16 protein-coding genes and 1 tRNA gene are annotated in these 19,410 nt (G+C 59.0%); 8 read left to right on the top strand and 9 right to left on the bottom strand.

The window, feature by feature from the left end:
• Nucleotides 1-14: 14 nt before the first annotated feature.
• The 5 genes from JNN07_09575 to JNN07_09595 all read right to left on the bottom strand — a co-directional run bounded on the left by JNN07_09575 (nucleotide 15) and on the right by JNN07_09595 (nucleotide 6,419).
• The gene (locus JNN07_09575) at nucleotides 15-1,004 is read right to left on the bottom strand and encodes an ABC transporter permease (protein MBL9167978.1); all 990 of its coding nucleotides are present in this window, start codon (nucleotides 1,002-1,004) and stop codon (nucleotides 15-17) included.
• A complete protein-coding gene (locus JNN07_09580) occupies nucleotides 1,001-2,503 on the bottom strand; it encodes a sugar ABC transporter ATP-binding protein (GenBank protein ID MBL9167979.1) in 1,503 nt (500 codons plus the stop codon). Before JNN07_09580 ends, JNN07_09575 begins: the two co-directional genes overlap by 4 nt.
• 183 nt (nucleotides 2,504-2,686) lie before the next feature.
• Nucleotides 2,687-3,730 (bottom strand): sugar-binding protein, encoded by a 1,044-nt coding sequence (locus JNN07_09585; GenBank protein ID MBL9167980.1) that lies wholly within the window; start codon nucleotides 3,728-3,730, stop codon nucleotides 2,687-2,689.
• Between the two features lie 830 nt (nucleotides 3,731-4,560).
• Nucleotides 4,561-5,325, bottom strand: coding sequence for a class I SAM-dependent methyltransferase (locus JNN07_09590; GenBank protein MBL9167981.1), 765 nt, complete (start codon nucleotides 5,323-5,325; stop codon nucleotides 4,561-4,563).
• Complete coding sequence (locus JNN07_09595; GenBank protein MBL9167982.1) at nucleotides 5,322-6,419, bottom strand: pyridoxal phosphate-dependent aminotransferase; 1,098 nt, start codon at nucleotides 6,417-6,419, stop codon at nucleotides 5,322-5,324. Before JNN07_09595 ends, JNN07_09590 begins: the two co-directional genes overlap by 4 nt.
• 131 nt (nucleotides 6,420-6,550) lie before the next feature.
• Here JNN07_09595 and JNN07_09600 point away from each other — a divergent pair, with 131 nt between their 5' ends.
• Nucleotides 6,551-7,909 carry a DUF1080 domain-containing protein gene (locus JNN07_09600; GenBank protein MBL9167983.1) on the top strand — a complete coding sequence of 453 codons (1,359 nt, stop codon included), beginning with the start codon at nucleotides 6,551-6,553 and terminating at the stop codon, nucleotides 7,907-7,909.
• Between the two features lie 119 nt (nucleotides 7,910-8,028).
• Here JNN07_09600 and JNN07_09605 read toward each other — a convergent pair whose 3' ends face one another.
• Entirely contained in the window at nucleotides 8,029-8,874 is an 846-nt protein-coding gene (locus JNN07_09605) for a FliA/WhiG family RNA polymerase sigma factor (protein ID MBL9167984.1), read from the bottom strand.
• A 500-nt stretch (nucleotides 8,875-9,374) separates the two neighbouring features.
• Between JNN07_09605 and JNN07_09610 the strand changes: the two genes are divergently transcribed.
• Complete coding sequence (locus JNN07_09610) at nucleotides 9,375-10,589, top strand: phosphodiester glycosidase family protein (protein MBL9167985.1); 1,215 nt, start codon at nucleotides 9,375-9,377, stop codon at nucleotides 10,587-10,589.
• On the opposite strand, the gene JNN07_09615 is transcribed toward JNN07_09610, so the two are convergent.
• Nucleotides 10,586-13,195 carry a glycosyltransferase gene (locus JNN07_09615; GenBank protein MBL9167986.1) on the bottom strand — a complete coding sequence of 870 codons (2,610 nt, stop codon included), beginning with the start codon at nucleotides 13,193-13,195 and terminating at the stop codon, nucleotides 10,586-10,588. The genes JNN07_09610 and JNN07_09615 overlap by 4 nt on opposite strands.
• 156 nt (nucleotides 13,196-13,351) lie before the next feature.
• Between JNN07_09615 and JNN07_09620 the strand changes: the two genes are divergently transcribed.
• The 3 genes from JNN07_09620 to JNN07_09630 all read left to right on the top strand — a co-directional run bounded on the left by JNN07_09620 (nucleotide 13,352) and on the right by JNN07_09630 (nucleotide 15,796).
• Entirely contained in the window at nucleotides 13,352-13,840 is a 489-nt protein-coding gene (locus JNN07_09620) for a cupin domain-containing protein (protein ID MBL9167987.1), read from the top strand.
• A gap of 74 nt (nucleotides 13,841-13,914) precedes the next feature.
• Nucleotides 13,915-14,964, top strand: coding sequence for a type I glyceraldehyde-3-phosphate dehydrogenase (gene gap, locus JNN07_09625; GenBank protein ID MBL9167988.1), 1,050 nt, complete (start codon nucleotides 13,915-13,917; stop codon nucleotides 14,962-14,964).
• A gap of 208 nt (nucleotides 14,965-15,172) precedes the next feature.
• The gene (locus tag JNN07_09630) at nucleotides 15,173-15,796 is read left to right on the top strand and encodes a riboflavin synthase (protein MBL9167989.1); all 624 of its coding nucleotides are present in this window, start codon (nucleotides 15,173-15,175) and stop codon (nucleotides 15,794-15,796) included.
• Between the two features lie 182 nt (nucleotides 15,797-15,978).
• Here the strand turns inward: JNN07_09630 and hisA are convergent, their stop codons facing one another.
• On the bottom strand, nucleotides 15,979-16,737 hold the full coding sequence (hisA, locus tag JNN07_09635) for a phosphoribosylformimino-5-aminoimidazole carboxamide ribotide isomerase (GenBank protein MBL9167990.1): 759 nt from the start codon (nucleotides 16,735-16,737) through the stop codon (nucleotides 15,979-15,981).
• A 97-nt stretch (nucleotides 16,738-16,834) separates the two neighbouring features.
• Here hisA and nadC point away from each other — a divergent pair, with 97 nt between their 5' ends.
• Nucleotides 16,835-17,713: a carboxylating nicotinate-nucleotide diphosphorylase gene (gene nadC, locus JNN07_09640; GenBank protein MBL9167991.1), complete on the top strand. Its 879-nt coding sequence runs from the start codon at nucleotides 16,835-16,837 to the stop codon at nucleotides 17,711-17,713.
• A 63-nt stretch (nucleotides 17,714-17,776) separates the two neighbouring features.
• Nucleotides 17,777-18,115 carry a glutaredoxin gene (locus tag JNN07_09645; protein ID MBL9167992.1) on the top strand — a complete coding sequence of 113 codons (339 nt, stop codon included), beginning with the start codon at nucleotides 17,777-17,779 and terminating at the stop codon, nucleotides 18,113-18,115.
• Nucleotides 18,116-18,131: 16 nt separating this feature from the next.
• On the opposite strand, the gene JNN07_09650 is transcribed toward JNN07_09645, so the two are convergent.
• Nucleotides 18,132-18,219, bottom strand: a tRNA-Ser gene (locus JNN07_09650).
• 328 nt (nucleotides 18,220-18,547) lie between these two features.
• Between JNN07_09650 and JNN07_09655 the strand changes: the two genes are divergently transcribed.
• Nucleotides 18,548-19,270 carry a YebC/PmpR family DNA-binding transcriptional regulator gene (locus JNN07_09655; protein MBL9167993.1) on the top strand — a complete coding sequence of 241 codons (723 nt, stop codon included), beginning with the start codon at nucleotides 18,548-18,550 and terminating at the stop codon, nucleotides 19,268-19,270.
• Nucleotides 19,271-19,410: the final 140 nt, after the last annotated feature.

Below are 19,410 nucleotides of genomic sequence, written 5' to 3' on the forward strand. Positions count from 1 at the left end.
TTGGACGTACCCGCTCAGCCAGCGGAAAGCTGGCGAGCCGCCTTACGCTTGGCCAGGTAACGCTTCACCACTTCATCAGCAATCACTCCACCCAGGATCACTGTTCCAATAATCGCGAATTCGATATTCTTCGGCAGGGCATCGACCAGGGTGATCATGGTTCGAAGCACTTGCATCAGGGCGGTTCCCAAAATCACGCCGATGATGGTCCCCTGCCCGCCTCGCAAACTGCATCCCCCCAACACGGCGGCGGCAATCGCATAGAGCTCATAAAAGTTGCCGAAGTCGGCCGGCTGTGCGGAATTAACATCGAGCACGAACAGCAGCCCGCCGAGGCCCGAAAGGGTAGCGCAGATCACATACGCCAGAATGATCATCCGTTCCGTGCGAATGCCGCTGTACTTGGCGGCGTCCTCGTTGCGTCCCAACGCCAGCAAATATCGGCCGTAGATGGTCTGATTGAGCAGAATGGCGGCCAGGATGGCGACTACCAGGAGGATGATGCAGGGAAAAGGAATGGCGAAGTTATCCAAGCCGGGGATGGCGATTTTCTCGGTAGCCAGCCAGCGTAACCCTTTAAAGTCATTTCCAAACCCCATGGTTTGGTCCCGGGTGATCCCGCGGGCGATCCCGCGGTAGATGAGAAGCCCGCACAGCGTGACGACAAAGGGCTGGATTCGAAGACGGGTGATCAGCCACCCATGCACAAACCCGATCGCGACGGAGACTCCAATGGCGATGCCCAGGGCAGCCCCGAGCGGCACCTTGATTTCAGTCAACAGCCACGGCAGGCCCACTCCGACCAGGCAGACGACAGACCCGATGGAGAGATCGATGCCGCTGGTGATGATCACAAACGCGACCCCGATGCTCAGGATCCCGAACAGCGCGGTTCGGCGAAACAGGTTCTCGATGTTGTAGGGGGTAAGAAATTGCGGGCTCATCAGGTGTGTGGCCACGCACACCACCAGCAGCAGTCCAAAAATACCCAATAGCTTCTTCATGACAAATCTCCCACCTGACCCGTCGCCAACCTCATCACGGCCTCTTCACTGAGCTGATGCCGCCGCAGTTCACCCGCGATGCGCCCCTCGTGCATGACCAGAGTTCGATCCGATAGCCCCAGAACCTCCTCCATCTCGCTCGAGACGAAGAGAATCGCCACCCCCTGCTCCACCAACTCTTCCATGATCCGATAAATCTCCGCCTTGGCCCCGACATCGATGCCCCGCGTGGGCTCATCCAAAAGCAGCACTCTAGGCTCCAGCGCCAGCCACTTGCCCAGAACAACCTTTTGTTGGTTGCCTCCCGAGAGAAAACGGACCTCCTGCCGGTCATTCGGTGTCTTGATCCTCAGCCGCTGAATCATGTCGACGGACAGCTGGACTTCGTAGGATTTCGGCAACCGTCCCCACCGCTGCTGCCGTCGCAGACTGGCCAGGCTGAGGTTTTCCCGCACCGCCATCTCGAGCACCAGCCCCTGCTGCTTACGATCCTCGGGCACCAAGGCCAAGCCGCCATCGATGGCATCCAGCGGCGTCTTGATGCAGCGCGCCTGACCGGAGATGGAAATCTGACCGGAGACAGCCGGCGTGATTCCAAAAAGAGTCTGTAAAACCTCAGTCCGACCGGCTCCCACCAAACCTGCCAGGCCGACCATCTCTCCAGCGAACAACCGAAAGCTGATGGGCTGGTCCGGATGCGCCGGAGTTCGGAGTTCCTGCACGTCCAGCAATGGAGCCTGCCGCTCAGCCTGATGCGTAGACTTCGCCGCGGCGGCGGATTGGCCGCGGCGATAGAACTGTGAAACATCCCGCCCGACCATCAAGCGCACCAAATTGTCATGCGTGATCTCCCCGGCGGACAGTTCCCCGGCATTCTCGCCGTCACGGAGCACCACCACGCGATGCGACAACTCGCGCACTTCACCCAATCGATGGCTGATGTAGAGGATACTCACCCCGCGCGAGCTCAGATCACGAATCACGTTCTTGAGCTGCTCCGCTTCGTGCTGGCTTAAGCTGGAAGTCGGCTCATCCATGATCAGCAGCTGCGCATTGACCGAAAGGGCTTTGGCGATCTCTACCATCTGCTGGTGCCCGATGGTCAGGTCGCTGACGAGGGTCCGGGGATCCACCTTCAGTCCGACCCGATCCAGGAAACCGACCGCTTCACGGCGGATTCGGGCATGGTCGATGAAGCCTCCGCGGAGAGGTTCCCGGCCGAGGAAAATATTGGCTCCGACCTCCAGGTTGTCGGCCAGGTTCAGCTCCTGATGAATCAGGGCGATGCCTAGCTCCAAGGCAGCTTCGACCGAGTCGATCACCACTCGACGTCCTTGCAGCACGAGTTCCCCTTCATCCGGCGGCTGAACTCCGGCCAGGATCTTCATCAGGGTGCTCTTGCCCGCACCGTTCTCCCCCACCACCGAAACCACCTCACCACGCCCAATGGAAAGACTCACGCCCCGAAGTGCCTTCACCCCGGGGAATTGCTTAACCATCCCTCGGGCTTCGAGGAACGGGGCTGCCGACTCAGTTGGAGAAGTAGGGGCGACCATGGATCCAGCAAAAATGGCAACCTTCGGGAAGTGCAACCCACCCAGGCCGGAGTTCGACATGCAAGTCGAACCTTACGGACACCAGCGGACTCTGGGGCTGCACCGCCGAAAGAAATCCGGGCTGCGTTATTTCTTGGTCATCTCCTTCAGCTCCTTCCAAAACTCCGCCACGTTGTCCTTGCGGATGTGACGAGCCGGGATGTCGATGAACTTGCTCGCTGGAATCACAGCTTGGTTTCCCAGGGCCAGCTCCTTGAGGATCTCAACGGAACGATAGCCATACAGGTAGGGGTTCTGAACCACAGTCCCATAGACGTTTCCCTTTTGAATTCCATCAAGGGTCTCATCGGCCTCATCGAAGGCGATCAGCTTGATCTTGCCGAGCTTGCCGGCTCGGTCGAGAGCTTCGATGAGCAAGGGAGGATTGTACCCAAACAGCCCGATCATTCCGTCGAGATCCGGGTAGCGCGCCATCGCGTCCTCGGCGTTCGCTTTGCCTTTGGCCCGATCGAATTGGTCCGTCAAGGTACCCAACACGGTGAACCCGTTGCCCTGGATGACATCGCCGGGCGGATCGTAGCGTGTAGGATCCTCCGATCGACCCATGATTTCATCAATCACACCCTGGCGGCGGCGCTTGGCGTTGTCCTGCTCCAGCCGACCGATAAAGATCATGAGTTTACCGCCGTTGGGCAAAGCCTCCTTCACCAACTGGCCGCACATCCGCCCGGCTTTGTAGTTGTCCATGCCGATGTAGAGCAGCCGGTTGGAGTCAGGCGCGTCGGAGTCGTGCGTGATAACTTTGGTGTTGGCGGCGGCCTTGTTCAAGATCTCGGTCTGATTGACCGGGTCGATCGGGCTTACCGCAATCCCGTCCACCCCTCGGGTGATGAGATCCTCGATCGTGCGTTTCTGATCCTCGATTCCAGCGGGAAAGTGGACACTCGCTTCCACGTCCAGCTTCTGCGCCGCATGGTTGACCCCCGTTTCAGCGATGGTCCAGAACGCCGCCACGCCGTTGCTGATAAAGGCGACTCGCGGCTTCTTGCCGGGCTTCTTGCCGGCATCGGATTGTCCAGCAGACCCTGGAGGAGTGGACGGCTGACATGCGGTCAGCATCAGCAAAGCAATGCCGACAAGATTCCATAGATGACGTGGACGGTGGCTCATAGGCGGAAAGTTAATATCGGAAATGGGGACCGGGTCAAGGCAAGCAACAACCGAGTTCAGGCCGAGACGGAACCGAGGATCTCAGGTTTCCGAAAAAAAATCTCGGAATTCTGTAATATTGGAGGCTCGCCAGCGTAGTACTTAAGAACAGGTGCGCGGTGTCCACCCGCAAATCGGGTCTTGGATCAGCAAGCCTGGGGCAAGAAACGGCACGATGCGGTTGATTTTCTGTCGCTTTTCGCATGCGACAGGCTGAGGAGATGGGGACCCGCCCGTGCGCACGGGCGGGTATGAGGCACAGGGGGTGTCAGTGGCTTCAGGGCTGCTGGCACCCTCCATCATTTCGGGGACAACCTCACGCTCACCTCATCGCGAGTAGCACCCTTCCCGAAGTGTCCACAATCCAGACAATCCCCCTCACAACCGGGCAAGAATTACCCCATTCGGGAGTCACCAACCCAGCGATTACGACTCGGTAGGATGCGGGTTAGATTAAGATTCACGTCGGCAGGCAACGAGACACTGCCGGGCACCGTCGTGAGTGCTGGTCTGAATCGTTAAGAAGTCGACATCGGTTCGAAGAAGAGAACACGATTTTGCTAATTTTTAGCAAAACCCTGTTGCATCCCGACCGTGAAAAGACTATCTAAAGATTGGTTTGGGCAGCTGAACGTTTCTTCAGCGGGGTTCTCCACCCCCACCTCCTTGGCGTCGGTTGCCCATTCCATCTATTTCGTCAGCTTCATGAAAAACTTGAGAACCAGTTTTTCAATGAGACCATTGCCTCGCAGCCACTCATCCATTGTCCCTCTCTTGGCGCGGGCTTGGAGTCATCGTTTGCGGAAGACTATCAAGTGTTGAGACGGAAGATCCCGCAAGGTTTCAACCCACTCGAGCGGATGCAACGCCATCTCGGCGCGCACTTGCGCCTCGGACATTTTGTGGACTTCCTTGATGGGAACGAGCGGATCTTCTTTACGAAACTCGACGAACGCCAATCGTCCTCCGGTCTTAAGGGCACGACACATCGCCACCGTCATCTCATAGGGATGGGAGAATTCGTGATACACGTCCACCATGATGATGAAGTCCAGGGACGCGGGGGGCAGCTTAGGATCAAGGATCTCCCCCAATACCGGAATCACATTAGTGATCCCCGCCCGACTTAGCTTATTGGTCAGCAGCACCAGCATCTCCGGCTGAATATCCACCGCGAAGATGCGTCCACCTGGTGAAACAAGCCCAGCCATGCGCCGAGTGAGATAGCCCGTCCCCGCACCGATATCCGCCACCTGATCTCCAGGCTTGAGCTTAAGCAAGGGAAGCAGCCGACTCGTCTTTTCTTCGGCTTCTCGGCTCGGCCGCTCCAGCCAATCGGCCGCCTGATGCCCCATGACGTAGGCGATTTCGCGCCCCATGAAGAACTTGCCGATTCCATTCGGATCATGCTCCTCCCGATACGTATAAAGCGGCTGCGGAACGACCGCTGGAGGCGGGGTGGCCCCCTCCGCAGCCTCGGCCCACTGAATCTCCCCCCAGCACGCCACGACCAGCGCCCAACAGCGAATACCACTCCAAAACAGTTTTTTTTTCATGGGTTCCATTCCTCCAATGCGGTTCTGACTTGTTCGAGTCCGGCCTTCACCGTCTCGCATGGGCCGCCAAGACCGATCCGAAAATGATCCGGATGACCAAAAAATGTCCCCGGCACCACCGAAGTCTGGTAACGGTCACGCAAGAAACGACAGAACTCGGTGGCATCACCCGTCTTGAGCCGCGGAAAAACAATGGTGCCATACCCCGGCGCGCAGACCTCCAAACGGGGATGCGGCTGAAGGATTGAACGAAAGGCCGCCTGGTTCACTTGAAGGTGCTCCAGAGTGCGTCGGCGCAAGTCTGGCATTCGACGAAACGCGATCACGCTCAGTCGTTCGGACAGGTGCGACGGGATGACGCCAAACAAGTCGTTCAACCGCCACATTTTCCGAGCCAGGGCGGGCTCGGCGAGCGCCCACCCACAGCGCAGCCCGTTGAGACCATAGACCTTGGTCAGGCTGTTGGTGGTGACGAACTCGGGACCCAGGTGAAAGGCCGATGGCGGCGGGGTTGGCCCCATCGCCTCCAGATAGACCTCATCCACGAGCACTCGCGCGCCCACCTGGCGCGCCAGCTCTCCGATTCGACGGAGAAGCGACTCAGGCATCCAGGCACTGGACGGATTGTGCAGCTGAGTGAGCACAATCAGCTTGGTGCGACTGGACATCACCGCGGCCAGGTCGTCGGGATCGGGAAGAAACCGGGTTTCTCGACCACGAGGAAAGCGTTTGATCCTTGCGCCCAGATAACCCGCCAGGGACAGGAGCAGTTCGTAGGTAGGATCCTCGACCAGCACTTCGTCGCCTGGCTCCACCAAGCTGGCCATGGCCAAGTGGTTAACCATCGAAGTCCCCTCCGCACAGACCACGTTTTCAGGAGCGACTCCGGAGTGCTGAGCCACCGCGCGGACCAGCGGCTCATAACCGTAGAAGCTCGGGCCATTGACCTCGAGATCCTCCAGGGTGCCCCCCAAGAAAGACAAAGGGCAGAACATCATCCCGCTGGTCAGGAGGCCGAAGCGAGCCGGGGTCTGCGTCTTCACCCACTCCATGTAGGCGGAGGATCGAGTGCGCTCGGGGTTCGCAGGGTGCATGTTGTGAGAGAGCCTAGCGGAGGCAGGACGTTTTCCCAGCCGTATGTTTTGGGAAGGCGGCCTGATTCTTTACTCTAAAAAATGGTTCGCGTTTCTCAGCGGACTGTTATGAACTCGCCTGAGTAAAGCCTATGAAGATTCATGTGCCCGCTCTATCCAAGATTCTCGCTCTGACCTCGTTGCTAGCCTCGTCCGCCCTTGCGCCGCACGCGCGAGCCGCCGTGGCCACACCGCCGGCCGGTTTCACCAGCCTCTACAACGGCAAGGACCTCACCGGTTGGCGTGGAGGTGACACCTATGACCACCGCAAGCTAACCAGCCTGCCCACCGCCGACCTCATCAAGCAGGTTTCCTCCTGGACCCGGTCCATGATGGCCGTGAATAAGGACACCGGCAAACCCCACTGGACCGCCCAGGGGGAGGAGTTGGTCAACGATGGTTTCGGAGCCTACGCGACGACCGAGAAGGACTACGGCGACTTCGAACTCCTGATCGACTACAAGACCGTCCCCAAAGCGGACTCGGGCATCTACCTGCGCGGCGTGCCCCAGGTGCAGATCTGGGATTCCACGGAACCAGACCCGCAGCAAAAACTTGGTCGTGCAAAAGGATCGGGGGGTCTCTGGAACAACAGCCCAGGCGCTCCCGGCAAGGATCCCTTGGAACTGGCCGACAAGCCATTTGGCGAATGGAACACTTTCCGTATTCTCATGGTTGGATCCCGAGTGAGCATCTGGCTGAACTCCAAGAAAGTGGTCGATTTCGCAAACCTGGAGAACTATTACGACCGCAAGACGCCCATCCCGGCCAAAGGCCCGATCCAACTCCAAACCCACGGCGGCGAGATTCGCTGGCGGAACATCTTCATCCGGGAGATTCCGGGCGCCGAGGCCAACCAGATTCTGTCGAACCACGGCAACGCCGGCTTCGAATCCAAGTTCAACGGCAAGGACCTCACCGGTTGGGCCGGTCCGCTGAACAACTACGAAGTGGTGGATGGAACGATCGGCTGCAAACCCAAGCAAGGCGGCACGATCTATGTTAAAGAGGAGCTCACCGACTTCGTGGCTCGCGTGGAATTCAAGTTGCCTCCTGGCGGAAACAACGGCCTCGCGATCCGCTATCCCGGAGAGGGCGACACGGCCTATGTAGGCATGTGCGAACTCCAGGTGCTCGATGACGGTGCCGAGATGTACAAGAAGCTCGACGCGCGACAATACCACGGCTCCGCTTATGGCATGATCGCCGCCCATCGGGGTTACCAGCGCCCGGTAGGCGAGTGGAATTTCCAAGAGGTCACGGTCAAAGGTTCGACTATCAAGGTGGAACTGAACGGCACGGTGATTCTCGACGGCGATCTGTCCCAAGTGAAGGATATCATGGCCAACTCCCCGCACCCCGGTAAGGACCGGACTTCAGGATACTTCGGCTTCGCCGGCCATGGGGACGCGGTGACCTTCCGGAACATCTCCTTAAAGTCGCTCAAGTAAGCTTCAAGAAACCGATTCAAAAAACAACCCCTGGCGCGGCCTTCTGAGAAGCCAACTGCGCCAGGGGTTTTTGTTTCCGTCGTTAAGGTCGGCGAAAAGTGAGCGCGACCGCAGCCGCGTCAGAAACTGTAGGGCTGCATAAAGCAGGGATCGCACCGTTGCAGACACCCTTTGATGGATTGCAGCGCTTGGGCATGAATTTGACAGATGCGGGATTCGGTCAGCCCAAACGCCGCGGCGATCTCCGCCAGCCGCAGCTCTTCAAAATAATAGAGCGCCAACACTTTGCGCTGCATCTCGGGGAGCTGATGAAGCTCCCGGGCGATCAACTCCGCTAACTCACGTCGGAAGGCCCCTTCGACCGGATCCTCCGCCCGAATGTCCGCCAAACTCTCGTATTGAGACAAGGAGTCGTCGGTCTCGGACTGCAGATCGGCATCCAGGTTAATGATCGTCGCCGGACGAATCTCCTCGGCCCAGCGCTGATACTCCTTCAAAGATAACTTCAGGCCTTTCGCCAACTCCTCTTCCGTGGCCGGACGACCCTTCTTTTGCTCAATGGTCTTCGCAACCGCCTGAACCTTCCTGGCTTTGGTATGGATCGATCGGGGGACCCAGTCCATCCGCCGCAATTCATCAAGAATGGATCCGCGTATACGCACTCGAGCGTAAGTCTCAAAACTCGTGCCCGCTCGCGGGTTGTAGGCTCGAATGGCGTTGAGCAACCCAGCCAAACCGGCGCTGTAGAGATCATCTCCATCCACGTGGGTAGGCAGGCCCAGGCTCAGGCGGGAAACAACGCTCCGAACCATCCCTAGGTTCTCCTCCACCATCTGAGCTTCCTCAGGTGTTCCGGGTTTCGGCCAGGGCCCGGTAAACGGCGTGGCCGCCGCGGACTTCTTCCTTGATTTGGTTGTCCGCGAAGAGGGCTTTTCTTCGAGACAAATGACGGAATTTTTACTCATACGACTTCCTGAATTCGCTTCCTTACAAACCGCAGGCACGAACGGTCGTCCATGACCGTGGGATCTCGTGGACGGCGACAATCGCCGTGGGTTCCTCTCACTGAAAGGGCGGGCTCGGGACAATCCGGGGGAGTCAGTTCGCGGGACGGTTCCTCGCTTGGATCAGGCCGCTTTTCGTTCAGCGCAGTCGTCCTTAAGCAGGGTGTTTGCCATACTTGGGACACCCACCGAGACAGCTGCCTGATTCTCGGTTCGAATCCCGGAACGGGACAATGTTGCGCCGGATCAGGACGATCCGTTCTCAACGCAGACCGAAATGAACCCCCGACGGCGCGGGGGCTGACGAAGCCAGCGAGGGCCGTCCCACAACAGGACGAAGTCCGGACACTCCTGGACAGTCCGGCAATTGGCTTCGTGTCCCGGCCTCAGACAGACACTCCCTAAATCCAGACACAAACCCGATTGCCTTCCACACCAGGGATCCTCTACAAGATGCAGCTATGAATTGGCACCCCTCCTCAGCCTGCCTGCTCCTCAGCCTGCTCGTCTGTGTTCAAGCCGAGGACACTTCGAAAACCACGGCCAGGGGTTCGGGAGCGAGACCGGAACCAGCCCATGCGCGCCGTTGGCCCGGAGTGGTCTACTGGCAGGATCGTATTCCGGACGAGCCGTGGTCTGTGCACGTCGTTAAGATTGACCGCGCGCAACCGGATCTAAAGCTCGTCACCGGCTTGGCTCGAAACACGGTGGTCGGCCTGGCAACTCTGGGGAGCATGATTCGATCGGTTCCCAAGGACTGGGGAAAACCCATCGCCGGGATCAACGGTGATTTTTACGAGGTCGACCGCGGTTCGTTCGCCGGAGATCCGCGCGGAATCCAGATCCTCAACGGCGAACTGGTCAGCGGCCCTGGAGATCAGATGGCATTCTGGATCGATGCAGCCGGCCAGCCCCACGTCCAGACCATTGTCTCGCGGTTCAGCCTCACCTGGCCCGACGGATCCAAATCCCCCCTCAAGATCAACGAGCAACGCGGCATGAAGGAGGTCGTGCTCTATACTCCTCGTCTGGGCACCAGCACCAGGGCTCCAGGAGGCCGGGAGGTAGTTTTGGAGGCCGAAGGCGAAGGACCATGGCTGCCCCTCGCGGCCGCCAAGGACTACCGAGCCAGGATTATCAGCATCAACGACAACGGTGACACCCCCCTTCAGCCAGGCAAACTCGTCTTGTCGTTCGGACAGAAAGTGACCCGGTCGGCCGGACTGGCGGTCGGAGCGACAGTGTTACTCTCCACCTCCACGGAGCCGGAGTTGACCGGGGTCCAGATGGCTATCGGAGGTGGGAATCACATGGTGCAGGGCGGCAAGGCCCAGACGTTCGATATGCCCGCGGGGGGAGCCTACAAGTATCGGTCGGTCGTGGAACGTCACCCACGCTCGGCCGTGGGATTCAACGCCACCCATCTCTTTCTGGTGCAGGTGGACGGACGCCAGCCGGAGCTTTCGGTCGGAATGACGCTTGAGGAGCTGGGAAGATACATGCAACGACTCGGATGCCAAGAAGCCATCAATCTGGATGGCGGAGCCTCCTCGACGCTCTGGCTGGACGGAAAAGTGGTGAACAGCCCATCCAGCGGCGGCGAGCGCGACATCGGCAACTCGCTCATCCTGCTCCGGAAACCTGCCCCGCTCCCGGAGAGCCGAGTCGGCCCCTAGCAGGCCGTCGGACTCGGACCTTCGAGGGGAATCAACCGTTTTCGAGGAGCGTCCCACTCCATGCGCTGCATGCGATGGCCCCGAGCCACCTCATCCAGAAACGCGGCGACTAGCCGCTGAAGATCCTTTTTCTCCTGCTCAAGCCACCAGGCCAGGATGGGAAGGGTGAGCAGCACCAGCCAAATCCAGGGAAAATCGGTCTGCATGACTCCGATGACCAGCAGCTCGATGGCGAGAAAACTGGCAAGCAGAAGTTTGGCCGGAAGAGACATCAGCGGGCGGAGCCGACAACGCACCAAGCCCGGCAGTATGCCCTCGGAAACCGTGGTGATCTGACACTGGCTCCAACGGTTTCCATAAATTTCCACATCATAATCGTTCCAGCCTTGATCCGTCTTGCTCTGCCATCCCTGCTGATCCAGACAGCGCAGCACGGTTGCCAGAAACGTGTGACGATCGATTCCAGCATCGGACCAGTAGCAGGCTTGATCCAACGATGTCGTCCGGGGCAACCGTTCCAAAGCTTCGTGCTGGGTCCAGCTCTCCGGAGGCGAATTGGGAACGCCGATACGACCTCGATACCGGGCAAACCCGCGAACAATCGGCTGCAGAAAGAAGAGGAGCCCAACCAAAGGCTTGGACCAAAGCCGCGACTTATCCACCGGCAACTCCGCCTGCGCCCCCGCCAGCACACAAACACCGAAGGTCAGCAGAATCGCCGCACACGCCAGGGGAAGCACCGGAGGGAACGCAACCGAGAGCACCAGCAGAGGCAAAGTAACCCCAAAATGATATTCGATGCTGATGAAGAATCCCAACACCGCCGCAGGCTGGGCCTCATACAGCGTTTGGAACAAACCCGTGCCGAACGGCCCCCGATAGATCATCGCGGGCCGGAACAGGATTCCCAGTTTCGCCGGCGCATAGATCCGCCCACGCCAGATGCTCGCCCCGATGGAATTGAAATTCTCCGGGTGCTTGCGAACAAGCAGCGCTTCCGCCTCTCCATAACCACGCTGTTGCTTGAGATACGCGCCCAGCGTGGAACGACGATAGTGCCAGACAAATCCGGCGGAGCTAAAACCGATGCGATATCCCCTCTGCTGCAAGCGCCAGCAGACGTCGACATCGTCGCCCGCCAGGCGAAAAATGGGATCGAAGCCCAAAATCTCTTCCAACGCCCACTTGTAGAACACCATGTTGCACCCGGGAATGTGCTCAGCCAGAGTGTCGTCCAACATCACGTGCGCCGGCCCACCAGGGGAGGCCATCACCGCAGCAGCGACTGGGGAATCGTCCGGAGGCAGCAGATTATGTCCGCCCATGCCTACGAAACCGTCCGCCAGCAGGTCCCCCACAATATAGTGAAGCCAGTCCTCATCCACGCGGCAATCGGCATCGGTGAACGCCACGATCTCTCCACGGGCAACTCGAATCCCCGTATTTCGAGCGAAGGAGAGTCCCTGGTTGATATGCCGCTCATACCGCACGGTCTTGTAAAGCTGGGCAATCAGCGGCGTGCTGTCGGTCGATCCGTCGTCCACCAGAATGATCTCCACATTCGGGTAGTTCAAGGTGAGCAGCGAATCCAGGCAGGCTTTGAGCGTTTTGGCTCCGTTGTAACACGCGACCACCACCGACACGAGCGGGTAGCGAGGCAAGGGAAAGTAAGGGGCCTTGAGGAACCCCTCGCGCACCGCCTCATACGAGGGCCGCGGTTCCCGATCCGCCGCCGTCAGTCCAAAGTTCCACCCCTCCACCTGCCGTCCGTCCTTGTACCAGTCGTCGGTAAAGCTGAAGAGGATGGTTCCCGCCAATCCCGAGCGAAACACCAGCTCGATCTGCCAGGCGAGGATGCGACACTTGGCGGCTTCGCCCTCCCGCAGCGAATCGATCCCGAATTCTCCAATGATCAGCGGCTTGGAATCCGCGATCATCTGCAGTCGGGCGAGGTAATTCTGAAACGGCTGGGGATGGTGAAGATAAACGTTGTAACAAAGAAAATCCAACTGACGCGGCCGCAAAAACTCCGTCGGGGGATAGTTCGCGAACGTGCAGAGGCAGTCCGGATCGATCGCCTTGGCCTCCGCGATCAGCAGATCAATGAAATCCTCCACCGCCCGCGCCCCGCTCCAGCGAACGATGTCCGCGGGAACCTCGTTCACCAGGCTAAAGGCGAAAACCGCCGGATGCCCCGCACAATGCTCCACGGCTTGACGAACCGCCGCACACGCTTCCTGCTGCGGCAGCGGATGGTCCAAGAAACACAGATGCTTGCTCCAAGGAATATCGACCAGCAGCTTGAGTTGAAACTCGTCCGCCAAGTCCAGCAGCCAACGAGGCGGAACATGATAAACTCGGATCAGGTTCGCGTTGAGGCGGCGAATCAACGCGAAATCCTGGCGCGTTCGCTCAGGGTCGGCAAAGGGCTCTCCTGCGGAGTTGGGAGCGAAGGGGCCATAGGTCACACCACGGGGATGGAATTTCCCGGCATCCAGCCGAAAAGACTTTCCATCCACCCTCACCCGATGGGCTAAACTGTGGTTGCCACCCATGAGTCTCAGACTGCACTGGAAAAATGATTCATGAACAAGAAAGGGCTTCATAGCAGACAACCCTTCCAGGAGCAAGTCGCTGTCACACAGGTCCATCGTCCATGGATTCGGGGGTGATTGGAAACGGGTGAGATCCAAAGCCTGCTCCGCGTGACGAGGCAGGTCGAAACCCCTTGCAAATCCGGAGCTCTTCAGGATCCTGGCCGAATGTCACAGCCAGCGCACTTGATCCATCTCGGGCCGGCGGAAGGCCAATCATTCTCCGCAGTAGGGGACGTTTACCGCATCCTCGCGTCCGGAGACCAGACTGGAGGCTCCCACGTGCTGGTCGAGGCCAAGGTGCCCCCCGGGGGCGGACCTCCGCCGCATATTCATCATCGAGAGGATGAATCTTTTTACGTCGTGGAAGGCGAAATCACCTTCCAGATCGACGGCAAACGCGTGGTGGCAGGTCCGGGAAGCTTCCTCCAAGGCCCGCGCGGTATCCCACACGCCTTCAGGAACGAGACGGCTAAACCGGCACGAATGCTGATCTTAGTGGTTCCGCCAGGATTCGACAAATTCATCGAGGAGTTCGCTCATCCCTTGGCCTCCTTCGATTCGCCCGCCGTGCCAGTCAGTCCTGAAGAGATCGCCAAACTTGCCGCCGCGGCTCCCAAATATGGCATCGAACTGCTCCCCCCGCCTCAAAACTAAGTTGACGCACCCGCCTTCACCGCTAGGATGCGCGGCGCTGACGTCAAGTCAGGCAAACTCAAACACAGAAAAGTATGGCAATCAAAGTCGGTATTAACGGGTTCGGCCGGATCGGCCGCCTGGTCTTTCGTGCAATCGTCGAGCAGGGCCTGCTCGGCAAAGAGGTCCAAGTGGTCGCGGTGGGCGACATCGTGCCCTCGGATAACTTGGCTTACCTCTTGAAATACGATTCGACCCAAGGTCGTTTCCAAGGAGAGGTGTCCTCCAAGAAATCGTCTCCTGATAAGCCTGAGGACGATGTCTTGGTCGTCAATGGACAAGAAATCCTGGTGGTCAGCGCCAAGGATCCCTCCGGATTGCCCTGGAAACAGCTCGGCGTCGACCTCGTCATCGAGTCAACCGGCCTGTTTGTCGATGCAGAAAAGGCCAAGGGTCACATCGCCGCTGGCGCCAAGAAGGTCATCCTTTCGGCCCCCGGCAAGAACGAGGACATCACCATCGTCATGGGCGTGAACCATGAGAAGTACGATGCCTCCAAGCACCATATCATTTCCAACGCCTCCTGCACCACCAACTGCCTCGCTCCGCTGGTCCATGTCCTGTTGAAGGAAGGCTTCGGCATCGAGGAAGGTCTGATGACCACCGTGCACAGCTATACGGCCACCCAGAAGACGGTGGACGGGCCCAGCAAAAAAGACTGGAAGGGCGGACGCTCGGCAGCCATCAACCTGATTCCCTCCAGCACCGGCGCCGCCAAGGCAGTCGGTCTGGTCTGCCCCGAGGTTAAGGGTAAACTGACGGGCATGGCGTTCCGCGTGCCTACCCCGACGGTCTCGGTCGTCGACCTCACGGTTCGCACCGTCAAGGAGACCAGCTACGAAGAGATCGCCGCTGCGATGAAGCGCGCGAGCCAAACCTATCTCAAGGGAGTCTTGGACTACACCGAGGACGAAGTGGTCAGCACCGACTTCATCCACGACAAGGCCTCCTCGATCTTCGACAAGACCTCGGGGCTCGAGCTCAACAAGCGATTCTTTAAACTCGTGAGCTGGTACGACAACGAATGGGGCTACAGCAACCGCGTCGTCGACCTGATGAAGTATCTCATCAGCAAAGGCCTCTAAGCCAAACTGACGTTTTCACCGGGCGAGGGGCATCAACACCCCTCGCCCTTTTTTGTTGGATCGGTCGGCTGCCAGTGCCTGGAGCGATACGGCCGCAAAGTAAGGAGTTCCGCCGTCAGGCGGTTCCCCAGACAACCATCCCAAGCGCAGGGGTAGACCTCGATCAACTCAGTCCGTTCGGTTCACTCAACCGCTTCTCACAAACCTGATGTTTACTGGAATCATCGAAGAACTCGGCCAAATCGCCTGGATCCGCCCGGGATCCTCAGGAATCAAACTGGGGATTCGTGCCCGCAAAACCGCGAAAGGGGTCAAACTGGGCGACAGCATCGCGGTCAACGGTTGCTGCCTCACGGTGGCTCGCGTTCAGCGTCAGACCCGAGGAACCGTTTGGACTTTCGATCTGCTGCAGGAAACTTGGGATCGCACCAATCTCAAAGACGCGGTCGCGGGACAAGGCGTCAACCTCGAACGTTCCATGGCTGCGAACGGCCGCTTCGGCGGACACTTTGTCACGGGTCACATTGATGGGGTGGGCCGGATCACGAGATGGGAGCGCAAAGGTGCGGACCACGTGCTCGAGGTGGAAGCTCCCGCGTCCATCCGACCCTACCTCGTCGAAAAAGGTTCGGTTGCGGTGGACGGAATCAGCCTGACCGTCGCCGCGGTCTCTCCACAGGGGTTTCGCATCTGGATTATTCCACACACCTTCGATGTCACTTCCTTGCGGGAGCGCAGCGTGGGATCGCCCGTGAACCTGGAAGCCGACCTCCTGGGCAAATATATCGCACGCTTTATCGAAGCCCGTGACGCAAACTCCTCTAATCGTTGAGTATCGGGAAACGTGCCAAATGCCTTAAGTTTCTTTCGGCATTTGACGATGGAAGGGATGGCGTCGGGCAGTGTGTGTTTCTGTTCTCATGTGGCTTTCCTGTTTGAAAGCCCACCGACGCTCCTTTTCCTCCGCCTTTGCAAACCCGAAGGCGGAGGAAAGGGTTTTCCCCGGGTTAAAGCCTAAGCCGTCCGATTGAAAGCAACTGCATCGGCATACTTCACGCCGGAGCCTCCAAAGATATCGAGCGCGGAGCCGATGGTTAGGTGGACCTTCCCCTGCCCCAAGCGCGAGACGGTAGCCAGATCTTCAATCGAGTTCGCACCACCGGCATACGTGAGGGGGATGGTGGTCCAGTCGCCCAAAAGTCGAACGAGTTCGAGGTCAATTCCACGACAGAGCCCCTCGACGTCGGCGGCATGAATCAAGAACTCAGCGCAGGATCCCGACAGCTCTAGCAGCAACTCACGCGACAGAGTTTGGTCGGTGAAGGTCTGCCACCGATCGGTGACCACCCAGTATTTCGAATCGCGCATCCGGCAGCTCAGGTCGAGCACCAACCGTTCGCGGCCGACTCGCTTCACCAAGGATCGAAGTCGCTCTCGATCGATCCGTCCCTGCCGGAACACCCACGAGGTTACGATCACATGCGAAGCGCCGCTGTCCAGCCAGGCGAGGCAGTTCTCCTCCTGTATGCCGCCTCCCACCTGAAGTCCGCCGGGGTAGGCGGCTAATGCCTCACGAGCGGGGGCTTCGTTGCCCGCGCCAAGCATGATGACATGCCCACCGGTCAACCCGTCGCGGCGGTACAGATCGGCATACCAAGAAGCCGGCCGGTCGGACACAAAGTTGGTGCGCAACTGGGCGGCAGCATCGGTCAGCGTGCCGCCGACGATCTGCTTCACCTTGCCTTCGTGCAAGTCAATGCAGGGACGAAACATAGTCCCATGTTCCTCGGGGCCCAGCCAAAAAGTCGAGCGGAGAGTTGTCACCTACTTTTTGCTTCTCCGGCCGCGCTTCCGGGGGCATCTTTCGGACATGGCACTCTCAGGAGATGAGCTCAGAATGTTGGTCCGGATGGCACTGAAGGAAGATGTCGGCACTGGGGACGTCACAACTGCGGCGTTAGTGCCCCCCAAGGCCACCACCTCCGCCATCATGGTGGCACGCGAACCCTTGACCGTCTGCGGGTTGGAGATGGCGGAATTGACGTTCCGAGAACTGGGGCCAGGAATCCAGATCGTGCGCTGTTCTACCGATGGCGAGGCGGTAGAGAAAGGTCGAACCTTGCTCAAGATCAGCGGCCCCACCGCCCCGATCTTGACGGCCGAACGGGTGGCCCTGAATTTCGTCCAACGGCTATCGGGAGTTGCCACCCTGACCGCGCGATACGTGCAGGCGGCAGCTGGCACCAAAGCGCAAATCCTGGATACCAGGAAGACCACACCAGGCCTGCGGCGGCTGGAGAAATATGCCGTCTCCTGCGGCGGGGGGAAAAATCACCGCATGGGACTCTATGACATGATCCTCATCAAGGACAACCATGTGGCAGCCCTGAAGACCGAATCGGACAAGCCGATCCGTTTGGCCATTCGACGGGCTCGGGAGTCGGACCCCTACATGAAGATAGAAGTGGAGGCCGATACGCTCGACCAAGTGCAGCAAGCCGTAGAGGGCGGAGCCAACATCATCCTGTTGGACAATATGGACACCGAAACCATCCGTGCCGCCATCCGACTCACTCAAGGTCGCGCCAAGACCGAGGCAAGCGGGGGCGTGAACCTGGAAACCGTGCGCGCCATCGCCGAAACGGGGGTCGACTTCATCTCGGTTGGTGCCCTGACGCACTCCGCCCGAAGCATGGACATCGCGCTCGATTTCATCGAAGGGGCGCATGGGGCGAATATCGAAGTTTGAATCGCTGCGATTTCCTTGCCAAAACGCTTGGCTATGACAGGTTAGCTGTCACAATAAACGACTATGGAAAAGCCTAAGATTATCGCCTATCTCAAACCTTCGTGTGGCTGGAGCATGGGTGTGCGTGCCATTCTCAAAAAGCATGAGCTTCCCTACGAGGATCGAGACATCATCAATGACCCTTCGCAGCGGCAGGAAATGATCGAAAAGAGCGGCCAAATGCTCAGTCCTTGTGTGGAAATCAACGGCAAGATGCTGCCGGACATCAGCGGCGAGGAAGTGGAGGCATACCTGCTGGCGCACAAACTGGTGCAGCCCAACGATCGCAAGCCGGAGGCTCCGATCAATCAGCCTTGCGCTCACGAGATACCGGCCCCTTCGGCCCTGAACTTCAAAAGGTAATCCCGAGAAAACAAAGTGGCGGAGAGAGTGGGATTTGAACCCACGGTAGTGTTACCTACGCACGCTTTCCAGGCGTGTGCCTTAAACCACTCAGCCATCTCTCCACCGAGGAGCGGATAATCTGCCGGACCGACGGGTCGCCTGCAAGTATTTTGGAGAGAATCCTGACAGGCGAACACGGAGTGCGGCAGTCCTCTGCCCCCTTGGTCTTCCTCAGCGGAGCTGGGATCCCCCTCCGGGGGTCGTGAAAAGCTGTAGAGGGCTACAGCACTCCAAGACGCTCCGCGAGGACGCTAACCCCTATGGAGTGCGGCAGCCCTCTGCCGCTTTCGTCCACCTAGCGGAGCTGGGATCCCCCTCCCACCTCCACGGCCGCCTTCTACGAATTTAGGTTGAATCTGCCTGCTCAAGCTTCCAAACTCACTGCCTCTCATGGGTGCTCAATGGAAACAAGCCGGTCGTGAAGCCAATGCCCAAAAAAAGGGGCAGATGGTGGTCAAATTGGTACGTGAAATCATGGTCGCTGCCAAATTGGGTGGCGCCGACCCCGATCTGAACGCACGGCTCGCGGCGGCGGTCGAGAAGGCCCGGAAAAGCTCGGTCACACGCGACACCATCGAACGCGCGATCAAGAAAGGTGCGGGGCTAACCGAAGAGAAAGTAATCTTCGAACAGGTTACCTACGAAGGGTTTGCACCCCACAAAGTTCCAGTCGTCGTGGAATGCCTGACCGACAACCGCAACCGAACTGCCCCCGAGATTCGCAACCTCTTTAAGGCCGGATCCCTCGGTCAGCCCGGCAGTGTCGCCTTCTTCTTCAACCATTGCGGGGTAGTGGAAGGCAACCATCCCGATGCCCAACGAGACGCCGAGGGAGATGCCATCGAGTGCGGCGCCCAAGAGATCGAACCGCTCGAGGCGGAGGAGACCCCGGAAGGCACCAAAGGGGCCCGCTTTATTGCGGCCATCAAAGATCTGGATTCGGTGTCCAAGGCGCTCAAAGCCGCAGGCTGGAAAGTCACCGCCTCTGAAATCCGTTACGTGGCCAAGAACTTTACGGAACTGAGCGACACGGCCCGCAAGGAGGTCATCGAATTCTTAAACGAACTCGACGATCACGACGACGTCCAGCACGTCTACGCGGCCATGAAATAGGGAGCAGAAGCGCGAGTGCGCTCCCGCGCTGCGGTCAGCTCTCGATGAAGTCTTTGCTCTCCGCGCTCTCCGCGCCTCCGCGAGAGATTCCGGCGGAACGTCAGTTCTCCGCAACAGCGGAGCCCGACCAGGTTCATGGC

Source organism: Verrucomicrobiales bacterium, assembly GCA_016793885.1.
GTDB lineage: Bacteria > Verrucomicrobiota > Verrucomicrobiia > Limisphaerales > UBA11320 > UBA11320.